Raw genomic sequence first — 20,803 nt, 5'->3', positions numbered from 1 at the left:
CCTTCTTTTTTATTTTCATGCAATGCGTATATGCGGTTACGCTTTGACGCTTTAAAGAAAATATTTGATAAAGGATGACTTTCATGATTTCTTTCTGTACAATGAAAAAGTATTTTGAAAAGGAGGTGGAGCACCATGAAAGGAAACGCATGGGCTTCAAAAGTTGGATTTATTTTAGCAGCAGCGGGATCCGCCATTGGTCTGGGGGCCATTTGGAAATTCCCGTATACGACTGGAACAAACGGAGGGGGCGCCTTTTTACTTTTATTCCTCGTGTTTACCTTGCTACTTGGATTGCCTGTCTTGATTGCTGAGTTTTTAATCGGTCGAACGAGTGGGAAAACGGCACTTCAAGCGTTCTCGGCGCTTGGTCATAAGAAGTTCACGTTCATTGGTGTCCTGGGTGTCATCGCCTGTTTCTTGTTGCTCTCTTTCTACAGCGTCATCGGAGGCTGGGTCTTAATTTATACCATTCTTGGTTTTACAGGTCGGTTAACGACAATGGATAGTGGAGCACTCGGTGAATTGTTCGGAACGATTTCAGCCTCACCGCTTTATGTCATCTCGGGGCAATTGATTTTTCTCGCTCTGACATGTTGGATCGTTTTACGTGGTGTTCAATCTGGTATTGAAAAAATGAGTAAGATCATGATGCCATTATTATTCGTGTGTTTCATCATTCTTGTCTTACGATCGTTAACGCTTGATGGTGCGATGGAAGGCGTCAAGTTTTTCGTTCAGCCTGATTTCTCGGTGCTCAACCGAACTTCTGTCCTGAGTGCCCTTGGGCAAGCGTTCTTTTCCTTATCGCTCGGTGTATCAGCGATGCTGACGTATGCATCCTATATGAAGGAACGTGGAGAAATTAACCGTTCGGCAGCATGGATTGTTGCGATGAATGTAGCCGTCTCATTATTAGCAGGATTTGCGATTTTCCCAGCCGTTTTTGCTTCAGGTCTTGACCCGGCAGAAGGTCCAGCGTTACTTTTTATCGTCTTGCCGACCGTCTTCAGCCAAATTCAATTTGGTTCGTTGTTCTTGATACTATTCTTCTTGTTGTTCGCTTTCGCGTCGATCACTTCATCGATTGCGATGCTTGAGGTCGTCGTTGCTTCCTTGACGGATCGAAAAGAAAACGCGACGATGCGCGATAAAAAGCGGACGACTTGGCTTGCGACACTCGCAATCGCCATCGTCGGCATTCCATCTGCACTCTCGTTTGGAATTCTAGGTGATGCACAATTCATGGGGAAAACGTTCTTTGACAGTGTTGATTTCCTCGTCTCAAACATTCTAATGCCGATTGGTGCATTATTGATTTCAATTTTTGCCGGTTACAAACTCGACCGAACTCTTATCGAGCAGGAGCTAATAACAAGTCCATTCATGAAAAAAATCGTTCCTGTGTGGCGGGTAAGCGTATGCTACTTGAGTCCGATTGCGATTTTGATCATTCTCATCTGGCCAATTTTTGGATGATATATAAATAAAACTCTCGGAAGGTAGTCGACAACGTATGTCGACTACCTTCTTTATCGTAAGATTTGATATAAAAAAGGTGAACAGTTCGTTCTTCGGTCTGATGTCATTACTGCAAAAGTATGTTGAAATATAAATATACGAGGCGTAATATTTCGGGAAAACGGGAAACTTTTTGTTAAACGTTACGTAATGTTAAAATAAAGACACGTAGACCTGATAAAAGAATCAGCAAGAAGGAAGAGGGGATGATATGAAGTCTTCATGGTGGATATTTGGCTCCATCGGTATGATGTTCGTATTTTTACAATTGGCTGATACGTTCAACTTTTCGGGAATCTTCATCGCACTTGGGTTATGGTTCATTTGGAGTGGTTACCGGACTAAACCAGGACGACGATATCGGACTGAACGAAAATCGACCGAAATCAAGCGGAAAAATGTCAAAAAGAAACTACTACTCGATGACGAAGATGAGTTTGTGGGCAGTGTCATCTTAAAACCCGAGCAGGCAACACGACGCTTTGAGGAGACGGATGATTTAGAACTTCAAGTCTTGCAACGGACGATTGAGGAAGGATTTGTGAAAATCCAGACGTATGATCAAATCGTTCCCTCCATACGAGATGGTGAAATTAGAAGTGAGATGCGAATGGTTTCACGTGAAGCCCATGTATTGTTCGAAGAGTTATATGAAAGTCCACGAGACGTCAAAAAAGTCCGGGACTTCTTTACATTCTACCTAGATTCCTTATTATCGATTTCAGAAAAATACGCCGATCTGGAACGCCGAGGTGCCCAAGTTCAAGTTGATACGAAAAATCAACTGATTTCGAATTTGAAAATGATTGGTCAAAAATTAAAACAACAACAAACCTTATTGCTCGAAGGGGATACCGTTGATTTAGAACGGGAACTCTTGACGATTGAAAAGGTTCTAGCACAAGAGACCGAACAACAAAAACAGGAGGAGAGTTACCGACATGACCCATTCTGATAAAGAAACGTGGCAACAATGGCCTGATGAGCAAGATCAACCAACGATCTCCGATCCGTCGGTCGATCTAAATATAGCGGAGACACCTCCTAAAATGCCGGCACGCCCTGTCGAAGAGATGATTCCTTCGGATGTTCCAGCAGAACAGCGACAAAAAATCGAACGTTTGCTACAAGTAATCGATCTTCAAAAGACGGATGCCGTCATGCAATTTGGAGCACCCGTCCAGCGTGAACTCTCTCAATTCTCCGATCAAGTCTTAAGTGAAGTAAAAATGAAGGACGGCGGGGAGGCAGGAAAACTGCTGAGTGATTTAATGCAACGTGTACGTCAAATGGATCCAGACACACTTCAAGAAAAAAAGAGTTTCTGGTCGAACGTTCCGGTTATTGGGCGAGCAAAGAAAAAAGCAGAAACGTATTTCTTGCAGTATGAGAAAATGAGTGCTTATCTCGAGGAAGTCGTACACAATCTTGATCGATCGAAATTTGGATTGATGAAAGACATCACTTTACTCGACCAAATGTATCAAAAAAATAAACGTTATTTTGAAGAATTGAACGTCTATATTGCGGCTGGCGAGACGAAAATCGCTCATGTGCGTCAGCATGAAATCGAACCGCTACGGACAGAAGTCGAGGTATCTCGGGATCAGACGAAGTTACAGGAATTAAATGACTTGATTCAATTGACGGACCGTTTCGAAAAGAAAATCCATGATTTAAAATTATCACGAACGATCAGTTTGCAAATGGCGCCGCAAATTCGCGTCATTCAACAAAATAACCAAATTTTAGCGGAAAAAATCGAATCGGCAGTCGTCAATACGATTCCGCTCTGGAAAAACCAAGTCGTCTTATCCTTAAGTTTATCACGTCAAAAAGCAGCACTCGAAATGCAAAAGGATGTCACCAACACGACGAATCAGCTACTTGAGCAAAATTCGAAGTTACTGAAAGAATCGTCGATTGAAATTGCGGAAGAAAACGAAAAAGGAATTGTTTCTGTCGAATCATTAAAAGTGGCACACCAAAACTTGATTGAGACACTTGATGAGACATTACGCATTCAACAAGAAGGAAAACAAAAACGCCGCGACGCTGAGCATGAATTAGAACGAATGGAAAACGAATTGAAACAAAAAGTCATCGAAGTTGCCTCAAAAAGTAGAGAATTACCGAATCGACCATACTAAGGAACACGAATTTTCGTGTTCCTTTCCTTCATGAAAGGAAGGATTTTAAATGAATATAGAAGAGAAGCAATTGAAGTGGGACACAACATGGTTATTATTTGCGCGGATGATGGCAGATCGTCATTCAAAATGCGCCTCAAAATCCGTTGCTTGTGTCATCGTCAAAGACGAAAAGCCGATTTCGATCGGGATAAACGGAACACCCAGTCAGCATGTGAATTGTAATGAAATTTACTTAAAGCAAGAGGGTATTCTCTATACATCAAGATCCGACCATCCGATTACTGAAGAGTCGATTGAACGAAACGGGATTCTCTTTTATCGTTGTGAAAATCAAGAGGAACATCATGAATGGTCGAAGCAGCATGAGATTCATGCTGAAATCAATGCACTCGGTAAGCTAGCTGCCGATTCGACGAGTGCGCGTCATGCGACAGCATACGTCACACATAGTCCGTGTCATGCGTGTAGTTTAGCGCTTATTGCCTCTAAAATTGATCGTGTCGTCTATTCGACAGGATATGAATATGGGGACGGATTGAACCTGATGCGACAAAGTGGAATCGAAGTCATCCACTTGCCACTCGCAAACGAATATTTTCTTGAAAAAATTTAACGGAAAAGGGTTGTAAACGCTTCCATAGCATTGTATGATGAAATCAAGCATTGCCATGGTAATTATTCACTCTTCCATTCGGACTGATTTTCAATCGAAAATCGGTCCACTTTTTTTAGAAAAGAATTGACAAGACTTGAATAGTTTGGCATGATGACTATAGAATATGACGAAGCGGAACGCCGCATTTTCATACAAAACCAATCAAGGAGCTGGAATGCCAGGTCGTTGAATGAAAAATCCTGACTCATACGAGTCAGGATTTTTTTGTTATGGATGAACAAGCATGGTTTCCTTGAGACGCTTAGCACGGATTTTACATTTTGTAGCGACTGCACCCGCGAGGATTGTCATAAACCGTTGACAAAGAATGTCTGGTTGCGACTGATGTAAAAACAGTTGATGCAATAGTCGATTGAAAGCGGCATCAAGTGTAGAAAGATGTCGTTTGATAGCGGTCGGTGACATATGTTGAATTTCTTCTGCTAAATAACCTGCATCACATTGGAAAGCAGAGAGGATCAACAATTCCGTCTGCATATCAGCTAAGGATAGTCCTTCTTCTTTAACACAATGACATGCCTGACGTAACTCATGAAGTAACAACTCTTCCAGTGCATGCGACGTATGCGATTGGTACGGATCGTACGATTGAACAGCTTGCCGAATCTGGTCGCGTGTCACGATTTTGGATGGATCCAATTGATCGTGTGTGACGACAGCTTCGCTGTATAAATGAGTAAGTGGTCGAATCATCGTTTCTCCTCCTTTAAGCATAAAAATTGACTTCCACGTTCATCATAGTTCATTTAGAAAACGCTTACAATATATGTTTGATAGTAGTCGTGATGAAATCGTCTCTGCTATGATATGGATGAAGAAAAAGGAGTGAGATGAAGTGATACAATTATTCAAGGCGCTTCCAGAAGTGACGATGCCTTCTAATGAAAATGACGCTTTTTCTATCAATCAATCAAATCAACCGATTGGACTTTCGCTAGATACACTTGTTCCTGGTGAGCGAATCGAAGAAGTACTACTCGTTGCCTCGGGTGAAATTCGCACAGGTCAAACCGGACGAGAGTGGTTACAGTTTACATTCAACTCGCCTGCTGGATCTTGTAAAGGAAAACAATGGATCAATCAAGGAACAGCAGAAGAAGCACTCCGTCCATATCTCGAGACACGAATTGTTCGAGTCGAAGCAAAAGTAGAAGAGTATCCGCCGCAATCCGGTAATAAATCATTGACGGTTCAACGCGTCACACCGATTTATGATGCTTCACCTACGCAGTTCTTGCCGCAGCTACCGTCAGAGGAGTCGCTTGAAACGTATCGTGATCAGTTACTTGGATTGATCGATCAACTAGATACGCCTTACCGAGAAATCGCGCTATCGATTTTGCGACAGTACTGGGCGGACTTTTCAACGCGACCGGCTGCCTTATTTCATCACCATGCCTATATCGGTGGATTATTAAAACATACTGCCTGTATGATGACGATTGGTCAAGGAATCTGTGATAGTGAACAACCGTATTTGACATTGCTGAAATGTATCCAAGAAGCAGAGGCCGATCACAAAAATGAACTATTCCAAGCATCTGAACGAGAGATGCGTCAATTTTCTTGGGATGACAGCTTTGATGCGCTTTATCAAGCAGCAAAAGGAATTGCTCTGTTAGATCAACGACCGAATCCGAATGAATTGTTGCTCGGTATTTTATTGCACGATATCGGTAAACTGTGGGAATATACACATGCAGGTGCATCGACAGATCGTTTTTCGAGACTGTTACACGTAACCGAAGAAGAAGAAGAACTAGCAGGTATTGCGCTAGATCCAGATGGTGTTCTTATAGGACATATGCCATACGGATGCTTCGTGCTCGAACAAACGCTTCGAGAAGAGAATATTCGGTTACCACGAGCGGTCTATCACCGTCTCATGCATATGGTATTATCGCACCATGGAAAACGCGAGTGGGGATCAAGTGTTACGCCGCAAACGGCGGATGCCTGGTATCTTCATGCGATTGATCTGCTCGATGCACGAAAAGAAAAATGGCGTCAGCAACAAGGACGCTAAGGAGTGAAATCATGCAAGACAAAATACGTACGACCGTCATTACTGGTTTTTTAGGTGCCGGTAAGACCACGTTACTCAACCATCTTGTTTCTCAACCGACAGAGAAGTTTGCGTTGCTTGTCAATGAAGTAGGTTCTGTTCACATTGATGAAGCATTGATTGAGCGAAGTGATGAAGAGATGATCGAATTGACAAATGGTTGCATCTGTTGTTCTATTCGAGGCGATTTACGGGATGCATTGCTACGGATTGCCAAACGTCGCCGTGATGGGGAACTATCATTTGATCGATTATTGATCGAAACGACTGGTGTCGCTGATCCAGGACCGATTCTTCAGACATTTTATTTTGAACCAGCCGTTGAACAGTCTTATCAGATTTCAAGTGTCGTCACAGTCATCGATGCGTATCACTTAGAACGACAATTGACGTTCCAAGAAAATGTGAAACAAATCGGATTTGCTGATGTACTTGTATTAAATAAGATGGATTTAATTAAAGCATCAGAACGCGAACCGTTGATTGCTTTGCTGCGCGAACGAAATCCATCTGCAGCCATCATTGAAACGGAACAGGGACAATTGGAATCAAATCGACTATTTGAAACATTCCATTTTCCAAAAGAAGAACAAGTGCGACTCAGCCAACAAACAGATCAGATTCATCAATCCGTCGAAGATTTTACGGCACTAACGATTGTTGAGGAACGACCATTGAATCGAAATCGATTCGGTATGGTCCTACGTGAGGTGTTAGAAGCCTACGCGGAAGATCTCTATCGTTATAAGGGGATCATCCATTTTGCAGATACAGAACGAAAAGTAATCTTACAAGGGACAGGGATGATTTACGGAACAGCAATCCGAGAACCATTTAGCGAACAACCAAAGACGACGCTCGTCTTCATTGGAAAAGGGCTAGATGAGCAAGCGATACGAAAAGGAATCGAGGCGGCAATTGAACATGGTTGAACTTTATTTTGACGGAACGGTCCGTCCCTCAAACGACGAAGCAGCGGTTGGACTGTTTAGCAAAAGCTCCGAGGGCGAAGTCACAGAAAAAATGTATCAAATTCAAGCAATTAATAATCATGAAGCAGAATTCATCGCATTTGCAAAAGCCGTCGAGTGGGCGCACGAACTAATTATTCAAGGAGAAAGCGTCATTTCGTTTCGGACGGATTCAGAAGCGGTTGCATTAGCGGTCGAACGTGAATTCGTCAAGAATAAACGAACGCAGACGATCTTTGATCCTGCTTTTGAACGCTATCAACTCTTACCACTCGCCTTCGTGAAGTGGATTCCGCGGTCTGAGAATAAAGCAGATCGCGTCGCACGCGAGGCATTACGATTATACGAAGCATAATTGAAGGCAAACACCCCTATCCTTATGAAAGGGGTGTTTGTTCATGTTCGATGCGTTCAATCAGGATTTGATCGACGCGACGTCCGTCTAAGTCAACGACTTCAAATCGGTATGATCCAATCACGACAGCACTTCCACGCGTTGGTACATCACCTAACATATACAGGATTAAACCGGCAACTGTATGATAGGCGTTTAACTGTTCACCGGGTAAGTCATCTGTATAGCCGAGCGTTCGTTTTAAATCATCGATGTGCAATAATCCGTCCGCTAGGAACGAACCGTCTTTCCGCATGACGAGTTCCGGTTCTTCCTCGACGCTTGAAATCTCGCCGACGAATGCTTCGAGAATATCGAACAAGGTGATCATGCCAAGAAAACCACCGTACTCGTCTAAAACGAATGCAATCGATACAGTTTCCTTCCGCATCCGTTCAAGTAAAACGGTTGCTTTCAGTTGGCGGGGAACAATCAGTGGAGATTGAATCAATCGTTCAAGTTCTTTGACAGGATGTTCCGTTGATAGTATTTCTTTTGCATCGATGAATCCGACAAAATGATCCAAATCCCCGTGACCGACCGGTAAGTTTCGGTGTCGCGCTTGTCGGAGCTCTTGTAGGATCGTGTCGGGTTCATCAGCTAAGTCAATCCACTCCGTAACCGTTCTGGGCTCCATCAGTTCATACGCATATAAATCATGAAAATCAAAGACACGAGAAACTTGCTCAGCTTCTGAACGATTAAATGTTCCCTCTTTCGTGCCACGAATTAGTAATTGCCGGACTTCGTCTTCCGTCTCGTCTTTCGTCTGCAATCGATCGAGACCAATCAAGCGGAAGATGGAACTCGTCGATTTACTCAAAACCCAAATGAATGGTCGAAGAACGATCGAGAAGAAGCGCATCGGGGGGGCGAGCCACATCGTAACTCGTTCTGGACTGACAAGAGCAACACGTTTAGGAACGAGTTCACCGATGACGAGCGAAATATAGGTGATGATTGTCACGACAAGAATATAACCGATTGTACTGGCATAAGGAGCGATCCATCCGAATTGAGCGAGCCAATTGATGACAGGACCAGAGAGCGCGGCACCACCGAATGCACCATTGACGATTCCAATTAACGTGATGCCGACTTGAACAGTCGATAACAGGTCAGTCGGTCGATCCAGCAACTCTAATGCGACATGGGCTGATTTTTTACCATCATCCATTGCTTTTTCTAATTTCGATCGTTTGGAAGAGAGCAAAGCGAGTTCGGTCATCGCAAATATACCGTTCGCCAGAATCAATAATAAAACAATTATTAAATTTATTAACCACATGAAATCTTCACTCCTTTTCGATAATAAACTATTCCCCAAAACTGTCTCCCTCATTCCCATTCTGCGAGCTTTCCGGTAAACTAGAAGAGAAGTAATCAAAAGGGGGAATTTGTTTATGGAATACCGTGTAGAACGTGACACGATGGGGGAAATTCGTGTACCGGAAGCGCAGGAGTGGGGCGCACAAACACAACGTAGTCTAGAAAACTTTAAGATCGGAACGGAAAAAATGCCGATTGAAGTCATTCGTGCATTTGCAGTCCTGAAAAAAGGAGCGGCGCTTGCGAACCGCGACTTAGGTGTGCTTGAGACAGAAAAAGCTGGTGCCATTGCTGAAGTATGTGACGAAATCATCGCGGGGAAATTCGATGATGAGTTTCCGCTTGTCGTTTGGCAAACGGGTTCAGGTACTCAGTCTAATATGAACGTCAACGAAGTGATCGCTCGGGTCGCGACACGCAAATTAAAGGAACAAGGCAGTGAAACGACGATTCATCCGAATGATGATGTCAATAAATCACAAAGTTCAAATGATACATATCCAACAGCGATGCATTTAGCGGCAAAAACAGTCTTATTGGAATCACTTTTCCCAGCTATCGATGCTCTACATGCGACACTTGATGAAAAAGCAAAGGCTTTTGTGGATATCGTTAAAATCGGACGAACACACTTGCAAGATGCTACACCAATCACACTTGGTCAAGAAATCAGCGGCTGGGTCCGGATGCTTGCGCTTTCGAAGCAAATGATCGAACGGACGCTTGACCCATTAACGGAACTAGCAATCGGCGGTACGGCTGTTGGTACGGGGATTAATGCACATCCTGAGTTTGGTGATTTGGCAGCGAAGAAGATGAGTGAAGAGACGGGTTATGAATTCACGAGTGCGGAAAACAAATTCCACGCTTTAACAAGCCACGATCAACTCGTCTTCACACATGGTGCTGTCAAAGCACTAGCGATGGACGCGATGAAGATTGCAAATGACGTCCGCTGGCTTGCATCTGGTCCACGAGCAGGAATCGGTGAAATCACGATTCCAGAAAATGAACCAGGGAGCTCAATCATGCCAGGAAAAGTCAATCCGACTCAAAGTGAGGCATTGACGATGGTCGCTGCGCAAGTCCTCGGAAATGACGCAACGATTGGTTTTGCTGCAAGTCAAGGTAACTTTGAACTAAACGTCTTCAAGCCGGTCATCATGTATAACTTTATTCAATCCGTTCGTTTACTTACAGACGCCTTGCATTCGTTCAATGACCATTGTGCGATCGGCATTGAACCTGAGCAGTCCGTCATCGCTGAGAACGTCGAACGGTCACTGATGCTCGTAACAGCGCTCAATCCGCATATCGGATATGAGAATGCGGCAAAAATTGCGAAAGCGGCGCATAAGTCAGGGTCGACATTAAAAGAAGCGGCACTTGCGACAGGATTACTAACAGAAGAACAATATGATCAATGGATTGTACCAGCAGACATGGTTCGTCCGAACTTAAAAGTATGAGTTGAAAAAGCGGGGGATATTCCCTCGCTTTCTCTTTATCCGAGAAACGTTATTCGGATCTATAGAAAGAGAGGGAATTGCATGGAGCAAAATCGAAAGCGGGCAGAAAAACAATTACAGCAAACGATCAATATGGTAGAGACATTACTTCGGATGCCGGCTGTACCACGATCAGAATTGCTTGCATTGGCGAGCTGGATGGAAGGACTCGGCAGAGAGGAACTCTTTAAGGGACTCGCCGATCAAGTAAGCCATGAAAAAATTACTTGGGAACGAGTAGACGTTGTCATTGATCAGTCAAGCGTCAAAGAATTATTGCAACCTATCGTCGATCAGTTATCAGAGCGCTCACGTGCTAACCGGGTCCGAAAGGAATTAGTCGTCACTGTGACAAAACGTTTTCTTGAGAATATCAAATGGAAAAAGTCACTGGAACAAGCGCGCTATATGTCACGTTTTTTTAGCTCGGTAGAAGATACCTTATCAATGTCACACGACATTACGATGGACGCCGTCATCATCGATTATGCATGTATCACTGATTCAGTGGAAGTGTTCAAAAAGCTCATGAAGCAGATGGAATCCGCATTCGTTCCGATCATCATCGTCGGTCCGAGCCAATCAGAAGTCCGACAAAGTAGTTATGAGATGGGGGCCGATGATTATTGGGATGAAACTGTGAGGAATGAAGAACGTCATGTCCGCCTTGCGCGACTTTTACGAAAACTGAGAGTTGTATCGTCAACAATTTTGGTCGATGAATTGACAGGGGCTTATAATCGGAAATACCTTCAGAATGCATTTGATCGTCGCACAGCACGTTTAGAACGTGAACAACGAACATTTGGATTAGCGATTTTTGATCTTGATCACTTCAAACGAATCAATGACTTACATGGACATCCGACAGGAGACTTAGTCCTATCCGAACTAGCGACCGTCGTTCAACAAGCGGCTCGTCTCGACGATGAGTTCATTCGTTTCGGTGGTGAGGAATTCATTTTACTGTTTTCAGCAGAAACATTGCCTCAAGCAATCGCTAATATGAATAAAATACGTGAACGTATCGAACGACATGTTTTTGCGAATGGATTAAAAATTACTGTTTCGATTGGTCTATCCTTTTCATTTGATATACATACGACGCTTGCTCAAGCGACGGCGGAGGCAGATGAAGCGTTATATCAAGCAAAACGTAATGGACGTAACCAAGTCCTTTCCTATTCTACGGCAATATCGATTGAAAAATTATCGGTGTCTATCCGTGTCGAGGAAAGATTGCTTAAACAAGTCCGTCAGTTGGATCTACCCGATCATCCCAAATACCACTTCGAAGTGGTTCCATTAGACGATCGGCAGACAACACAACTACAACTGGCGATTCTTTCGCTTGATCAATTAGCGATCGAGAACTTTCTGCGACTAGAAGAATGGAGAAAACAACGAGATTCAATCATTGATGTTTTGGTCGTGACAGAACAAGAAGATGATCGTCTTGCAGAAGCCTTATCTCGAGGGGCTACCGATTATGTGATGGTAACTCATGTAGATCAAGAAGTGGAAGAATGGATCACAGAGTGGATTATGCAAATACCGTAAAAAAACCAGCCTTTTCCTTCCGCTATTCGGATGGAAGAGGCTGGTTTTATAATGATCGATCATATTGACGAATGACAAAGGAGTAATCATTTCCTTCTACTGCATCATAATGCGTTTCAGACGTGATTTGAAAAGTAGACGGGATCTCGGGATAATAGACATCTCCCTCAAGCGTCGCATCAATTTCTGTTACATAGATGCGCCGTACGAGAGGAAGCGTTTGAACGAATAATTCCCCTCCACCAATCAAAAAGACTTCTTCCTCTGAATCAACATATGGGTGTAAGGTAGATAAATCATGCCAAATTGTCACACCATCTACTACATAATTTTGATCACGCGTGATGACGATGTTCTCTCGACCAGGTAACGGGCGTCCAATTGATTCGAACGTCTTTCTCCCCATGATGATCGGTTTACCAAGCGTCGTACGCTTAAAGTGTGCTAAATCAGATGGAAGGTGCCACGGCATGGCATTATCGCGTCCGATGACATGATTTTTCGTGTACGCTACGATGTGTGTAATCATACAGCTACTACACCTTTAATATGCGGATCAGGATCATATCCTTCGATGATGATATCTTCGAAGCGGAAGTCTTCAATACGATCGACAGTTCGAGCGAAGCGCAGCGTCGGTAATTTTTTAGGGGTACGTGTCAACTGAAGATTGACTTGTTCCACATGGTTCGAATAGATGTGGGCATCTCCGAGCGTATGGACGAAGTCACCGACTTCGAGTCCACACACATGAGCAATCATGTGTGTCAGTAAGGCATAGGATGCAATATTGAACGGTACGCCTAAAAAGACGTCGGCAGAACGTTGATACAGCTGACAGGACAGTTTTCCGTCAGCGACATAAAATTGGAACAAGAGATGACATGGAGGTAACGCCATCTCATCGACTTGTCCAGGATTCCAAGCGCTGACGATCAAACGACGGGAATCCGGATTCGTCTTGATTTGTTCGATGACTTGTGCGAGTTGATCGACCGTTGTTCCGTCAGGACGTGGAAAAGAACGCCATTGTGCCCCATACACAGGTCCTAAATCCCCATTCTCATCTGCCCATTCGTTCCAAATGCGCACTCCGTTTTCCTGCAAGTAACGAATATTCGTATCACCCGAAATAAACCAGATCAACTCATGGATGATCGACTTCATATGTAGCTTTTTCGTCGTGATAAGCGGAAAGCCATCTTGAAGGGAGAAGCGCATTTGGTGACCAAACACGCTCAGCGTTCCCGTTCCTGTCCGGTCTTCCTTTTTTGTTCCGTGTTCCAAAATGTGTTCGCAAAGTGCATGATATTGTTCCATCGGATGACAGCTCCTTTTAAAAAAATCCAATTCCCATTGTACCATAAACCATCACGATTTTGAGGAAGCTGGCAGATGTCTTGTGAACAGATAGCGGAATAGACCAAAAAGAGGAATGCCGTCTTGCCATTGCAATGATTGTTTATTTCGAAGACGAATGCGTCGTAATAAATAAATCTGAAGAATATAAAACAGTAATAAATCGACTGTCATCGTTCGAACGAATTGATTCGTCTCAAAGTAGATGCGGAATATACTCCAATCAGATCGAGCAAGAGCAATCCAAAGCAATAATGTCGTCACGACGCTAAGTAAGGCGACGACGGTAGGAATCCACCCGCGACGACGAAAAGGAAGAAACGTTTTCCTTGGAATAGCGAGGGCGACATAAGGCATCAACACGAAGGCACCTAAGAAGAACGATCCAATACTTGCGACGAGCGGTCCTGGGCGCATGAATCGTTTCTCATCTAGAAATAGTAAAAAGAAAGCGAACGGATAAATACCGAGTAAGGCAAATAAACTTAACGCGGATGTATCAAATTGACTTTGGTCGAAACATAAAAACGAAATCAAGAAACCTTCTGGAAAGACACGATTATTTCCAAATAATAAGATGAAGACAATAGCAATCGCCCAGACAAGGAAAAGCAAATATCGACGATACATTTGTCCACACTCCTCTCTCATACCTTTCTTTTCCATCATCTTGGATGTAGTAAACACTTGTATTTCATATTTCATGATATCAAATATGTTAAGGTTCTTGCTTGAGCACCTCTCATGGACATGTTAAGATGACGTTGTGATAATTGAAAGCGCTTTTACAAATTGATGCAATCGTTTGCTCAATATGTAGCACGTTACGTACATAAAAGAGGAGAGTGTTGAGGATGGAACGTAAATGGTGGCATGATAGTGTCGTTTATCAAATTTACCCACGTAGTTATAATGATTCGAATGGGGACGGGATCGGTGATTTGAACGGAATCATCGAAAAGTTGGATTATTTGAAGACGCTTGGTATCGACGTCATTTGGCTAAGTCCTGTCTATGATTCACCGAACGATGATAATGGCTATGATATCCGTGATTATGAAGCCATCATGAAGGAATTCGGGACGATGGATGATTTTGATCGTCTTCTAGATGAGGCACATGCACGAGATATCAAAATCGTCATGGACCTTGTCATCAATCATTCGTCAGATGAACATCAGTGGTTCGCGGAATCGCGTCAAAGCAAGGACAATCCATATCGGGATTATTATATGTGGCGCCCGGCAAATCCAGACGGTTCTCTACCAAACAACTGGGGGTCGATTTTCTCTGGACCTGCCTGGGAATATGATGAAACAACGAATGAATACTATCTTCACTTATTCTCGAAGAAGCAGCCTGACTTGAACTGGGAAAATGAGCAGATGCGTCACGATGTGTACGGGATGATTCGTCGCTGGTTGGATCGAGGGATTGATGGTTTCCGAATGGACGTCATCAACTTGATTTCGAAGACACCTGGCTTACCAGATGCGACGGTCCATCCAGGAGCACTGTATGGAGATGGTGGAGAACATTATATCAACGGACCACGTGTCCATGAGTTTTTACACGAGATGAACGAAGCTTCCTTCGGTAAATACGATGTCCTGACAGTCGGTGAGATGCCAGGAGCGACGACGGATGATGCCATTCTTTACACGGATCTGGCACGTAAAGAGGTCAACATGGTCTTTACGTTCGAACATATGGATCTTGATTCAGGTCCGAACGGGAAATGGGACGTCATTCCGTTTGATTTACTCAAACTCAAGCAAAACTTCACCAAATGGCAGACGGCCTTACATGAGACGGGGTGGAACTCGCTCTATTGGAACAACCACGATCAACCCCGCGTCGTCAGTCGATTCGGAAATGACACGACGTACCGCGTCGAGTCAGCTAAAATGCTTGCTACATTATTGCATTTGTTAAAAGGGACACCATATATCTATCAAGGCGAGGAAATCGGCATGACGAACGTCGCTTTTGAAGACATTGCGGACTATGAAGATATCGAAATTCGGAACATGTGGAAAGAACGTACGGAACAAGGAGCATCACCGGCTGAACTACTACGTTCCATCCATGTCAAAGGACGTGACAATGCGCGGACACCGATGCAGTGGGATGCGTCGGAGAACGCTGGTTTCTCGACGGGAACACCATGGTTGAAGGTCAATCCGAACTATCCGGAAATCAACGTCGAACAGGCGCTTGCAGATGAGCAATCTATCTTTTATTACTATCAGCAGTTGATTCGTCTACGACATGACCATGAGCTCGTCGTCTATGGTCGCTATGAACTCTTACTCGAAGATCATCCAGAAGTTTACGCCTACTCACGAACGCTTGAAGGGGAGACATGGTATGTCTACTGTTCGTTTGCGGATCATGATGTGAATATTCCGTCTACGCATGATACGTCAGACCGGATCATCGGAAACTATGAGGAGTCCGTTGTTACCGATGAACTAACGCTTCGACCTTATGAAGCCGTCGTCTTCCGTACGTTTGACGCATAAATTGTTTCGATAAAAAATGGCATTGCCCTTACATATGTAGGGGCAATGCCATTTTAATCATTAAGAAGGGATCGTTCTGATTTCGCGATCTGTTTCACTTGTGAAATGATTTTTTCACGATCAGTTGTTGTCGAATTGAGATGGATACCGTACAACCGCCCAGGACCGGAAGGCTTCTCATGCAATAAAAACCCTTCGATGCATAGTGGCACTTGTCCTTCAATCAATGAGAATTCAACGACGATTTTCATTGATTTGAGGAGTGGAAGTTTTAGTTCTGTGCTGATTGCTAGTCCGTTCGGTGAGATATTATGAATCTTCATCAACCCTTTCGGTGTACGCTGTTCATCTTTGAGCAAGTAAAATTCACCAATTATAGGAGTCTTCAGCGTATATCGAAACGGTTCATTGCGTTTGATTTTCATGTAGGCACCTCCAATCCCATTATCCGACAATTTCGTCAAGTCTTCTAGTTTTTTTTAGGTCATGCGGCAGCGTCTGTCGATTGTTTCGTTGGGTGGATACGTTTTGCTAAATACATGAATGGTGTCGCGAACCAAGCGACAACGAATTTTGCGAGATACGTCGTAATGAAGATTTGCCACCATATGGAGAAGGGCATATCGTGGAAGGCGATCGCACAAAACGTCAATGTATCAAGCAATTGACTTAATACAGTTGACCCTGTCGTCCGTAACCAAAGCTTCCGTTCGCCTGTCTTCTGACGGATCTTTGAATAAATAAAGACATCGAATAGTTGCGAGACAAGATAAGCGGCAAGACTACCAACAGCAATCCATGGTAAGAGTCCGAACAATAAATGCAAGGAATCGGATGTTTCGAGTGCAGCCTTATCAGCAAGTGGTGTATATAAGAGACTGAACTGCATCAGGACGGTCGTCGTGATGAGGGAGAAGAACCCCATATAGACGCCTTTACGAGCGACTTGCTTTCCGTATTTTTCATTGAGGATATCTGTCGCTAGATAACAACTGCCATATACGACGTTCCCTAACGTAAAGACGAAACCAAAAATATCGACGGTTTGTGTGACTTGGATGTTTGCAATGATTGTTGCGATGGCAATCCACATCAACAATCCTGTCTTACCAAATAAATAATAACTGAAAATCAATAATCCCATCGTTAAAAAAATGGAAGGGATCCATAACCATTCGTTCATGAGATGTACTCCTTTCTGTTCATACAGATGAAAATTGTACGCTGAAATTCATCAACTGTCAAAGGTGACGAAGCGACGAGGGGCATAAAAAAAAGACCATGAGTTTCATGGTCTTTCGGACGGTCTTTAGCCCATTCGTTGCAGAGAGTACCGGCGACGTCTTCCTTTGACGTAATAGTTCTCTGTCGACGTAAAATCATTCGCTTCCAAAATGCGTTTTGCAAACGAAGCGTGTGGTGATTGTTCAAGGACACGCGCGCGTACTTCGTGACGATCTAGTACCCCAGAATACGTCAATGCTTCAGCAACTGCTTGAGTAGCTAGACCCCGACGCGTATAGGGATCAAACACCATGAAGTCGAGTTGGAAGTAATGACCCATTTTTAAGAGCAGAACCCGCCCCACGATCGTATCTGCTTCAACGATATCAAAGTAATAATCTTCAGGATAACTGTGCTCGACGGAATCAAAAGCCCGCTCTTCTCCAAGCTCATGGTCATACCCTTTGATTTCTTGCGGAGTCAGTCCATATGCTTGCTCGCCATACTTCAAGAAATGATCGTACTCAGCTTGATCGACATGACGTAATGTTCGACGTCTCAATTCCATCACAAAATCCTCCCTCATCCCAATTGATGCTTCGTTTACATTATAGCGATACCCTCCGTGCAATTGCAAAAATTAACTGGAATCGATCCGCAGGAAGAAATCTAAAAAAAGTCATTTTGTAATCATCTTGTGATTGTTTTAATTACCTCGGAATATGGTAAAGTAATGATGTAGACAACTGCATACTGGAAGGGGCTGGAAAACGTGTTCACAGAACGTGACGGAATCAAATTGCGTCTAGAGCAAATCGAACGATTGTATTCGGACTTGAATCGTGAAGCGAAACAATTGACGGAACGCTTACGCCAATTAGATGAACAAGGGGATGAAGTACAACATGATCTTTCTCTTAACAAAGAAGATCGTGATCATTTGAAGTCAAGCATCGATGAAACGCTTCAGGCACTCATGAAGCGGACGACGGTCGATGCAAAAGTCGAACAGGAAAAGCAAGAAGACCTGATTTCGAAAAAAGCATTGATCGAAGATATTGAAGGATTATTGAAGAAAAAGAAATGAGCTAGCTGCGGCTGGCTTATTTTTTATGGGGGAAAGAAGTATGAAATTAACCATTGGACTGACGACATGTCTTCGTCCGACTGACGTCGTGCATGATCGTGTGAAGCAGTTGTTAGCGGATGAGACGATACATTTCGTCTATATCGCGCGGCAAAAAAAAAGCATAGAACACCTGCAACAGGAGACGGGATTGTCGGTATTAGTCGTCGATAAGAAACGACTAGATTTATACCCACTAGGCGAAACGACATCGTTCTTTTTCCATCCTTCAAGTGCGGTCTTTCGCATCAAACAAATTGATGCAGGTGGAAGAGATCCTCTCGTTGCGATGGGACGCCTATCAAAAGGGATGCATGTGTTAGATTGTACACTCGGTTTAGGTGCAGATGCGATTGTCATGAGTCATGCTATTGGAGAGCAGGGGCGGATCATCGGTCTAGAAAGCAAGACTGAGACAGCCTTTGTCGTCAAGGACGGATTAAAACGCTGGGAAGAATCTTACGAACCAATCAATCAGGCGATGCGAAGAATCGAAGTGAAAGTCAGACATCATCTCGCATTTTTGAAAGAATGTCCGGATAATTGCTTTGATGTCATCTACTTTGACCCCATGTTTGAACAGACTGTTGAAGAATCGACACATCTAGACGCTTTACGAAAACTTGCGAATTATGAAGCCTTATCTGTTGAAGCGATGATTGAGGCGAAGCGTGTGGCACGTCAGCGCATCGTATTAAAAGCACATTATGAGAGCCCATTGTTTGAACGGTTTGGGTTCGAACGAACAAAGCGTAAAACGTCGAAGTTGCATTATGGCGTGATTGAACTGTAGATCAAAAAAAGACCTCTGCAATTCATACGGCAGAGGTCTTACTCGTTATTCGCTGATTATTGAACAGCGTCTTTTAATTCGTCTTCCATCTCTTCAAACGTTTCCTGAACGGCACTGACCGGTTGTTTCGTCATCAAGCTGACGACGACCGTAAAGATCAAGCTTGTGAAGAATCCAGGTACCATTTCGTAAAGCGTCGTACTAAGTCCGAGTTGAACCCAGATGATGACAGTCAAGGCACCTGAGATGATACCAGCCAGTGCACCTTGTTTCGTCATCCGTTTCCAGTAGAGAGAAAGCAAGAGGATCGGACCAAAGGCAGAACCGAATCCAGCCCAAGCGTAACCGACAAGTGCAAGAATCGTCGCTGACGGATTCCAAGCGAGTACACTTGCAACGATTGCTACGACAAGAACAGCAATTCGACCTGTTAAGACGAGTTGTTTATCCGTTGCATCCTTTTTCAAGAACGTTTTATAAAAATCTTCTGTCAACGCACTCGAAGTAACGAGCAACTGTGATGAAATCGTCGACATGATTGCTGCAAGAATCGCAGCCATCAAGAACCCAGTGATATAAGGGTGGAACAGTACGTCAGAGAAGCGGATAAAGACCGTTTCCGGGTCGCCAAGTCCATTCCCTTGACCTTCGAAATAGGCAATTCCGACGAGTCCTGTCATCATGGCACCAAGAATCGAGACGAACATCCAACCGATTCCGATGCGACGGGCACTTTTTAAATCTTTAACAGAACGAATCGCCATAAAGCGGACGATGATGTGTGGTTGACCGAAGTAACCAAGTCCCCAAGCAAGGAATCCGATGATTCCAAGAACTGTTGTTCCTTTAAGTGGATCAAATAACGAAGGGTCTAATTTTTCAGCGTAGTTGTACGCACCATCGATTCCGCCGACGTCTGTCAATGCGACGACAGGAACAAGCACGAGTGCGATGAACATGATACAGCCCTGGACGAAATCGGTCCAACTAACTGCGAGAAAACCGCCGAAAAGTGTATAGGCGATTACGACCGCAATCGTCAAGAGCATACCATAATGGTAATCAAATCCAAATGAGCTGACAAATAGTTTTCCGCCTGAGACGATTCCAGCTGATGTGTAGAACGTGAAGAAGATGATGATAACGAGTGCTGATACGGTACGAAGCACGCGTGATTTGTCTTCAAAGCGATTCTCTAAGAAATCAGGGATCGTAATTGAGTCGTTTGCCATTTCCGTATAGAGACGGAAACGTGGTGCGAGTACGATATAGTTTACGTAACATCCAATCAATAAACCAAGTGCGAGCCAAAGGGCTGATACACCTGTTGCATACATGGCGCCGGGAAGTCCCATAAGCATCCATCCACTCATATCCGATGCACCAGCAGAGAGTGCTGTGACACCTGGACCGAGATCGCGTCCGCCTAACATGTAATCTTCTGTATTCGTCGTTCGCTTGTAGGCAAAATAACCGATTGCCAACATGAGAACAAGATACAGGATGATCGAAATCCATTCTTGCGTCATAAAGTTAAATCCTCCAAATGCAATAGTTTTTTCAGCGATCAAGCATGTATTGACTTGTTCGCCAAATGAT

General features: G+C 43.8%; 21 protein-coding genes. 12 read left to right on the top strand and 9 right to left on the bottom strand.

Annotated elements, in window-relative coordinates:
• The first annotated feature begins 135 nt into the window (after window positions 1–135).
• The 4 genes from B4F99_RS13965 to B4F99_RS13950 all read left to right on the top strand — a co-directional run bounded on the left by B4F99_RS13965 (window position 136) and on the right by B4F99_RS13950 (window position 4,287).
• Entirely contained in the window at window positions 136–1,479 is a 1,344-nt protein-coding gene (locus B4F99_RS13965) for a sodium-dependent transporter (RefSeq protein WP_290759070.1), read from the top strand.
• A 253-nt stretch (window positions 1,480–1,732) separates the two neighbouring features.
• The gene (locus tag B4F99_RS13960; RefSeq protein WP_290759067.1) at window positions 1,733–2,476 is read left to right on the top strand and encodes a 5-bromo-4-chloroindolyl phosphate hydrolysis family protein; all 744 of its coding nucleotides are present in this window, start codon (window positions 1,733–1,735) and stop codon (window positions 2,474–2,476) included.
• On the top strand, window positions 2,463–3,671 hold the full coding sequence (locus B4F99_RS13955; RefSeq protein ID WP_214854348.1) for a toxic anion resistance protein: 1,209 nt from the start codon (window positions 2,463–2,465) through the stop codon (window positions 3,669–3,671). The genes B4F99_RS13960 and B4F99_RS13955 overlap by 14 nt, the downstream gene beginning before the upstream one ends.
• A 49-nt stretch (window positions 3,672–3,720) precedes the next feature.
• Window positions 3,721–4,287 (top strand): deoxycytidylate deaminase, encoded by a 567-nt coding sequence (locus B4F99_RS13950; protein ID WP_056062130.1) that lies wholly within the window; start codon window positions 3,721–3,723, stop codon window positions 4,285–4,287.
• Window positions 4,288–4,557: 270 nt separating this feature from the next.
• Here the strand turns inward: B4F99_RS13950 and B4F99_RS13945 are convergent, their stop codons facing one another.
• The gene (locus B4F99_RS13945) at window positions 4,558–5,043 is read right to left on the bottom strand and encodes a hypothetical protein (protein ID WP_035407308.1); all 486 of its coding nucleotides are present in this window, start codon (window positions 5,041–5,043) and stop codon (window positions 4,558–4,560) included.
• 142 nt (window positions 5,044–5,185) lie between these two features.
• Here B4F99_RS13945 and B4F99_RS13940 point away from each other — a divergent pair, with 142 nt between their 5' ends.
• The 3 genes from B4F99_RS13940 to B4F99_RS13930 are packed head-to-tail and all read left to right on the top strand — an operon-like array spanning window position 5,186 to window position 7,741.
• Window positions 5,186–6,376, top strand: coding sequence for an HD domain-containing protein (locus B4F99_RS13940; protein WP_290759060.1), 1,191 nt, complete (start codon window positions 5,186–5,188; stop codon window positions 6,374–6,376).
• 11 nt (window positions 6,377–6,387) lie between these two features.
• On the top strand, window positions 6,388–7,347 hold the full coding sequence (locus tag B4F99_RS13935; protein WP_290759056.1) for a CobW family GTP-binding protein: 960 nt from the start codon (window positions 6,388–6,390) through the stop codon (window positions 7,345–7,347).
• A complete protein-coding gene (locus tag B4F99_RS13930; protein WP_290759053.1) occupies window positions 7,340–7,741 on the top strand; it encodes a reverse transcriptase-like protein in 402 nt (133 codons plus the stop codon). The genes B4F99_RS13935 and B4F99_RS13930 overlap by 8 nt, the downstream gene beginning before the upstream one ends.
• 22 nt (window positions 7,742–7,763) lie before the next feature.
• Here the strand turns inward: B4F99_RS13930 and B4F99_RS13925 are convergent, their stop codons facing one another.
• A complete protein-coding gene (locus tag B4F99_RS13925; RefSeq protein WP_290759050.1) occupies window positions 7,764–9,068 on the bottom strand; it encodes a hemolysin family protein in 1,305 nt (434 codons plus the stop codon).
• A 115-nt stretch (window positions 9,069–9,183) separates the two neighbouring features.
• Between B4F99_RS13925 and fumC the strand changes: the two genes are divergently transcribed.
• Together fumC and B4F99_RS13915 are read left to right on the top strand one after the other, a co-directional pair.
• Window positions 9,184–10,578 carry a class II fumarate hydratase gene (fumC, locus tag B4F99_RS13920; protein WP_290759047.1) on the top strand — a complete coding sequence of 465 codons (1,395 nt, stop codon included), beginning with the start codon at window positions 9,184–9,186 and terminating at the stop codon, window positions 10,576–10,578.
• A gap of 81 nt (window positions 10,579–10,659) precedes the next feature.
• Window positions 10,660–12,177 carry a diguanylate cyclase gene (locus tag B4F99_RS13915; RefSeq protein ID WP_214854333.1) on the top strand — a complete coding sequence of 506 codons (1,518 nt, stop codon included), beginning with the start codon at window positions 10,660–10,662 and terminating at the stop codon, window positions 12,175–12,177.
• A gap of 46 nt (window positions 12,178–12,223) precedes the next feature.
• Here the strand turns inward: B4F99_RS13915 and B4F99_RS13910 are convergent, their stop codons facing one another.
• Genes B4F99_RS13910 through B4F99_RS13900 form a run of 3 tightly spaced genes read right to left on the bottom strand, consistent with a single transcriptional unit; the run spans window position 12,224 to window position 14,166 of the window.
• Window positions 12,224–12,706 (bottom strand): dihydrofolate reductase, encoded by a 483-nt coding sequence (locus tag B4F99_RS13910; protein ID WP_214854330.1) that lies wholly within the window; start codon window positions 12,704–12,706, stop codon window positions 12,224–12,226.
• Window positions 12,703–13,497: a thymidylate synthase gene (locus tag B4F99_RS13905; protein ID WP_029341960.1), complete on the bottom strand. Its 795-nt coding sequence runs from the start codon at window positions 13,495–13,497 to the stop codon at window positions 12,703–12,705. Before B4F99_RS13905 ends, B4F99_RS13910 begins: the two co-directional genes overlap by 4 nt.
• A gap of 51 nt (window positions 13,498–13,548) precedes the next feature.
• Window positions 13,549–14,166: a hypothetical protein gene (locus B4F99_RS13900; protein ID WP_290759040.1), complete on the bottom strand. Its 618-nt coding sequence runs from the start codon at window positions 14,164–14,166 to the stop codon at window positions 13,549–13,551.
• Between the two features lie 224 nt (window positions 14,167–14,390).
• Here B4F99_RS13900 and B4F99_RS13895 point away from each other — a divergent pair, with 224 nt between their 5' ends.
• Complete coding sequence (locus B4F99_RS13895) at window positions 14,391–16,061, top strand: glycoside hydrolase family 13 protein (protein WP_290759037.1); 1,671 nt, start codon at window positions 14,391–14,393, stop codon at window positions 16,059–16,061.
• A 53-nt stretch (window positions 16,062–16,114) separates the two neighbouring features.
• Here the strand turns inward: B4F99_RS13895 and B4F99_RS13890 are convergent, their stop codons facing one another.
• From B4F99_RS13890 to B4F99_RS13880, 3 genes are all read right to left on the bottom strand, one after another.
• Entirely contained in the window at window positions 16,115–16,486 is a 372-nt protein-coding gene (locus tag B4F99_RS13890; RefSeq protein WP_214747276.1) for a PilZ domain-containing protein, read from the bottom strand.
• Between the two features lie 59 nt (window positions 16,487–16,545).
• Entirely contained in the window at window positions 16,546–17,244 is a 699-nt protein-coding gene (locus B4F99_RS13885; RefSeq protein ID WP_029341956.1) for a queuosine precursor transporter, read from the bottom strand.
• A gap of 126 nt (window positions 17,245–17,370) precedes the next feature.
• Window positions 17,371–17,853, bottom strand: coding sequence for a GNAT family N-acetyltransferase (locus B4F99_RS13880; RefSeq protein ID WP_064299696.1), 483 nt, complete (start codon window positions 17,851–17,853; stop codon window positions 17,371–17,373).
• Between the two features lie 204 nt (window positions 17,854–18,057).
• Here B4F99_RS13880 and B4F99_RS13875 point away from each other — a divergent pair, with 204 nt between their 5' ends.
• Window positions 18,058–18,372 (top strand): hypothetical protein, encoded by a 315-nt coding sequence (locus tag B4F99_RS13875; RefSeq protein WP_023468579.1) that lies wholly within the window; start codon window positions 18,058–18,060, stop codon window positions 18,370–18,372.
• A 40-nt stretch (window positions 18,373–18,412) separates the two neighbouring features.
• Entirely contained in the window at window positions 18,413–19,204 is a 792-nt protein-coding gene (locus B4F99_RS13870) for a class I SAM-dependent methyltransferase (RefSeq protein WP_290759030.1), read from the top strand.
• 56 nt (window positions 19,205–19,260) lie between these two features.
• Here the strand turns inward: B4F99_RS13870 and putP are convergent, their stop codons facing one another.
• Window positions 19,261–20,733: a sodium/proline symporter PutP gene (gene putP, locus B4F99_RS13865; RefSeq protein WP_290759027.1), complete on the bottom strand. Its 1,473-nt coding sequence runs from the start codon at window positions 20,731–20,733 to the stop codon at window positions 19,261–19,263.
• Window positions 20,734–20,803: the final 70 nt, after the last annotated feature.

Source organism: Exiguobacterium sp. UBA3491 (assembly GCF_002377745.1).
Lineage (GTDB): Bacteria > Bacillota > Bacilli > Exiguobacteriales > Exiguobacteriaceae > Exiguobacterium_A.
The sequence above is the reverse complement of the archived record's forward strand: the minus strand, read 5'-3'. Positions and strand labels throughout refer to the sequence as shown.

What these genes read in the sequence shown, in the direction of transcription:
- B4F99_RS13965 (WP_290759070.1), top strand. Translation starts at nt 136, where the DNA reads ATGAAAGGAAACGCATGGGCTTCAAAAGTTGGATTTATTTTAGCAGCA.
- B4F99_RS13960 (WP_290759067.1), top strand. Translation starts at nt 1,733, where the DNA reads ATGAAGTCTTCATGGTGGATATTTGGCTCCATCGGTATGATGTTCGTA.
- B4F99_RS13955 (WP_214854348.1), top strand. Translation starts at nt 2,463, where the DNA reads ATGACCCATTCTGATAAAGAAACGTGGCAACAATGGCCTGATGAGCAA.
- B4F99_RS13950 (WP_056062130.1), top strand. Translation starts at nt 3,721, where the DNA reads ATGAATATAGAAGAGAAGCAATTGAAGTGGGACACAACATGGTTATTA.
- B4F99_RS13945 (WP_035407308.1), bottom strand. Translation starts at nt 5,043, where the DNA reads ATGATTCGACCACTTACTCATTTATACAGCGAAGCTGTCGTCACACAC.
- B4F99_RS13935 (WP_290759056.1), top strand. Translation starts at nt 6,388, where the DNA reads ATGCAAGACAAAATACGTACGACCGTCATTACTGGTTTTTTAGGTGCC.
- B4F99_RS13930 (WP_290759053.1), top strand. Translation starts at nt 7,340, where the DNA reads ATGGTTGAACTTTATTTTGACGGAACGGTCCGTCCCTCAAACGACGAA.
- B4F99_RS13925 (WP_290759050.1), bottom strand. Translation starts at nt 9,068, where the DNA reads ATGTGGTTAATAAATTTAATAATTGTTTTATTATTGATTCTGGCGAAC.
- fumC (WP_290759047.1), top strand. Translation starts at nt 9,184, where the DNA reads ATGGAATACCGTGTAGAACGTGACACGATGGGGGAAATTCGTGTACCG.
- B4F99_RS13915 (WP_214854333.1), top strand. Translation starts at nt 10,660, where the DNA reads ATGGAGCAAAATCGAAAGCGGGCAGAAAAACAATTACAGCAAACGATC.
- B4F99_RS13910 (WP_214854330.1), bottom strand. Translation starts at nt 12,706, where the DNA reads ATGATTACACACATCGTAGCGTACACGAAAAATCATGTCATCGGACGC.
- B4F99_RS13905 (WP_029341960.1), bottom strand. Translation starts at nt 13,497, where the DNA reads ATGGAACAATATCATGCACTTTGCGAACACATTTTGGAACACGGAACA.
- B4F99_RS13900 (WP_290759040.1), bottom strand. Translation starts at nt 14,166, where the DNA reads ATGTATCGTCGATATTTGCTTTTCCTTGTCTGGGCGATTGCTATTGTC.
- B4F99_RS13895 (WP_290759037.1), top strand. Translation starts at nt 14,391, where the DNA reads ATGGAACGTAAATGGTGGCATGATAGTGTCGTTTATCAAATTTACCCA.
- B4F99_RS13890 (WP_214747276.1), bottom strand. Translation starts at nt 16,486, where the DNA reads ATGAAAATCAAACGCAATGAACCGTTTCGATATACGCTGAAGACTCCT.
- B4F99_RS13885 (WP_029341956.1), bottom strand. Translation starts at nt 17,244, where the DNA reads ATGAACGAATGGTTATGGATCCCTTCCATTTTTTTAACGATGGGATTA.
- B4F99_RS13880 (WP_064299696.1), bottom strand. Translation starts at nt 17,853, where the DNA reads ATGGAATTGAGACGTCGAACATTACGTCATGTCGATCAAGCTGAGTAC.
- B4F99_RS13870 (WP_290759030.1), top strand. Translation starts at nt 18,413, where the DNA reads ATGAAATTAACCATTGGACTGACGACATGTCTTCGTCCGACTGACGTC.
- putP (WP_290759027.1), bottom strand. Translation starts at nt 20,733, where the DNA reads ATGACGCAAGAATGGATTTCGATCATCCTGTATCTTGTTCTCATGTTG.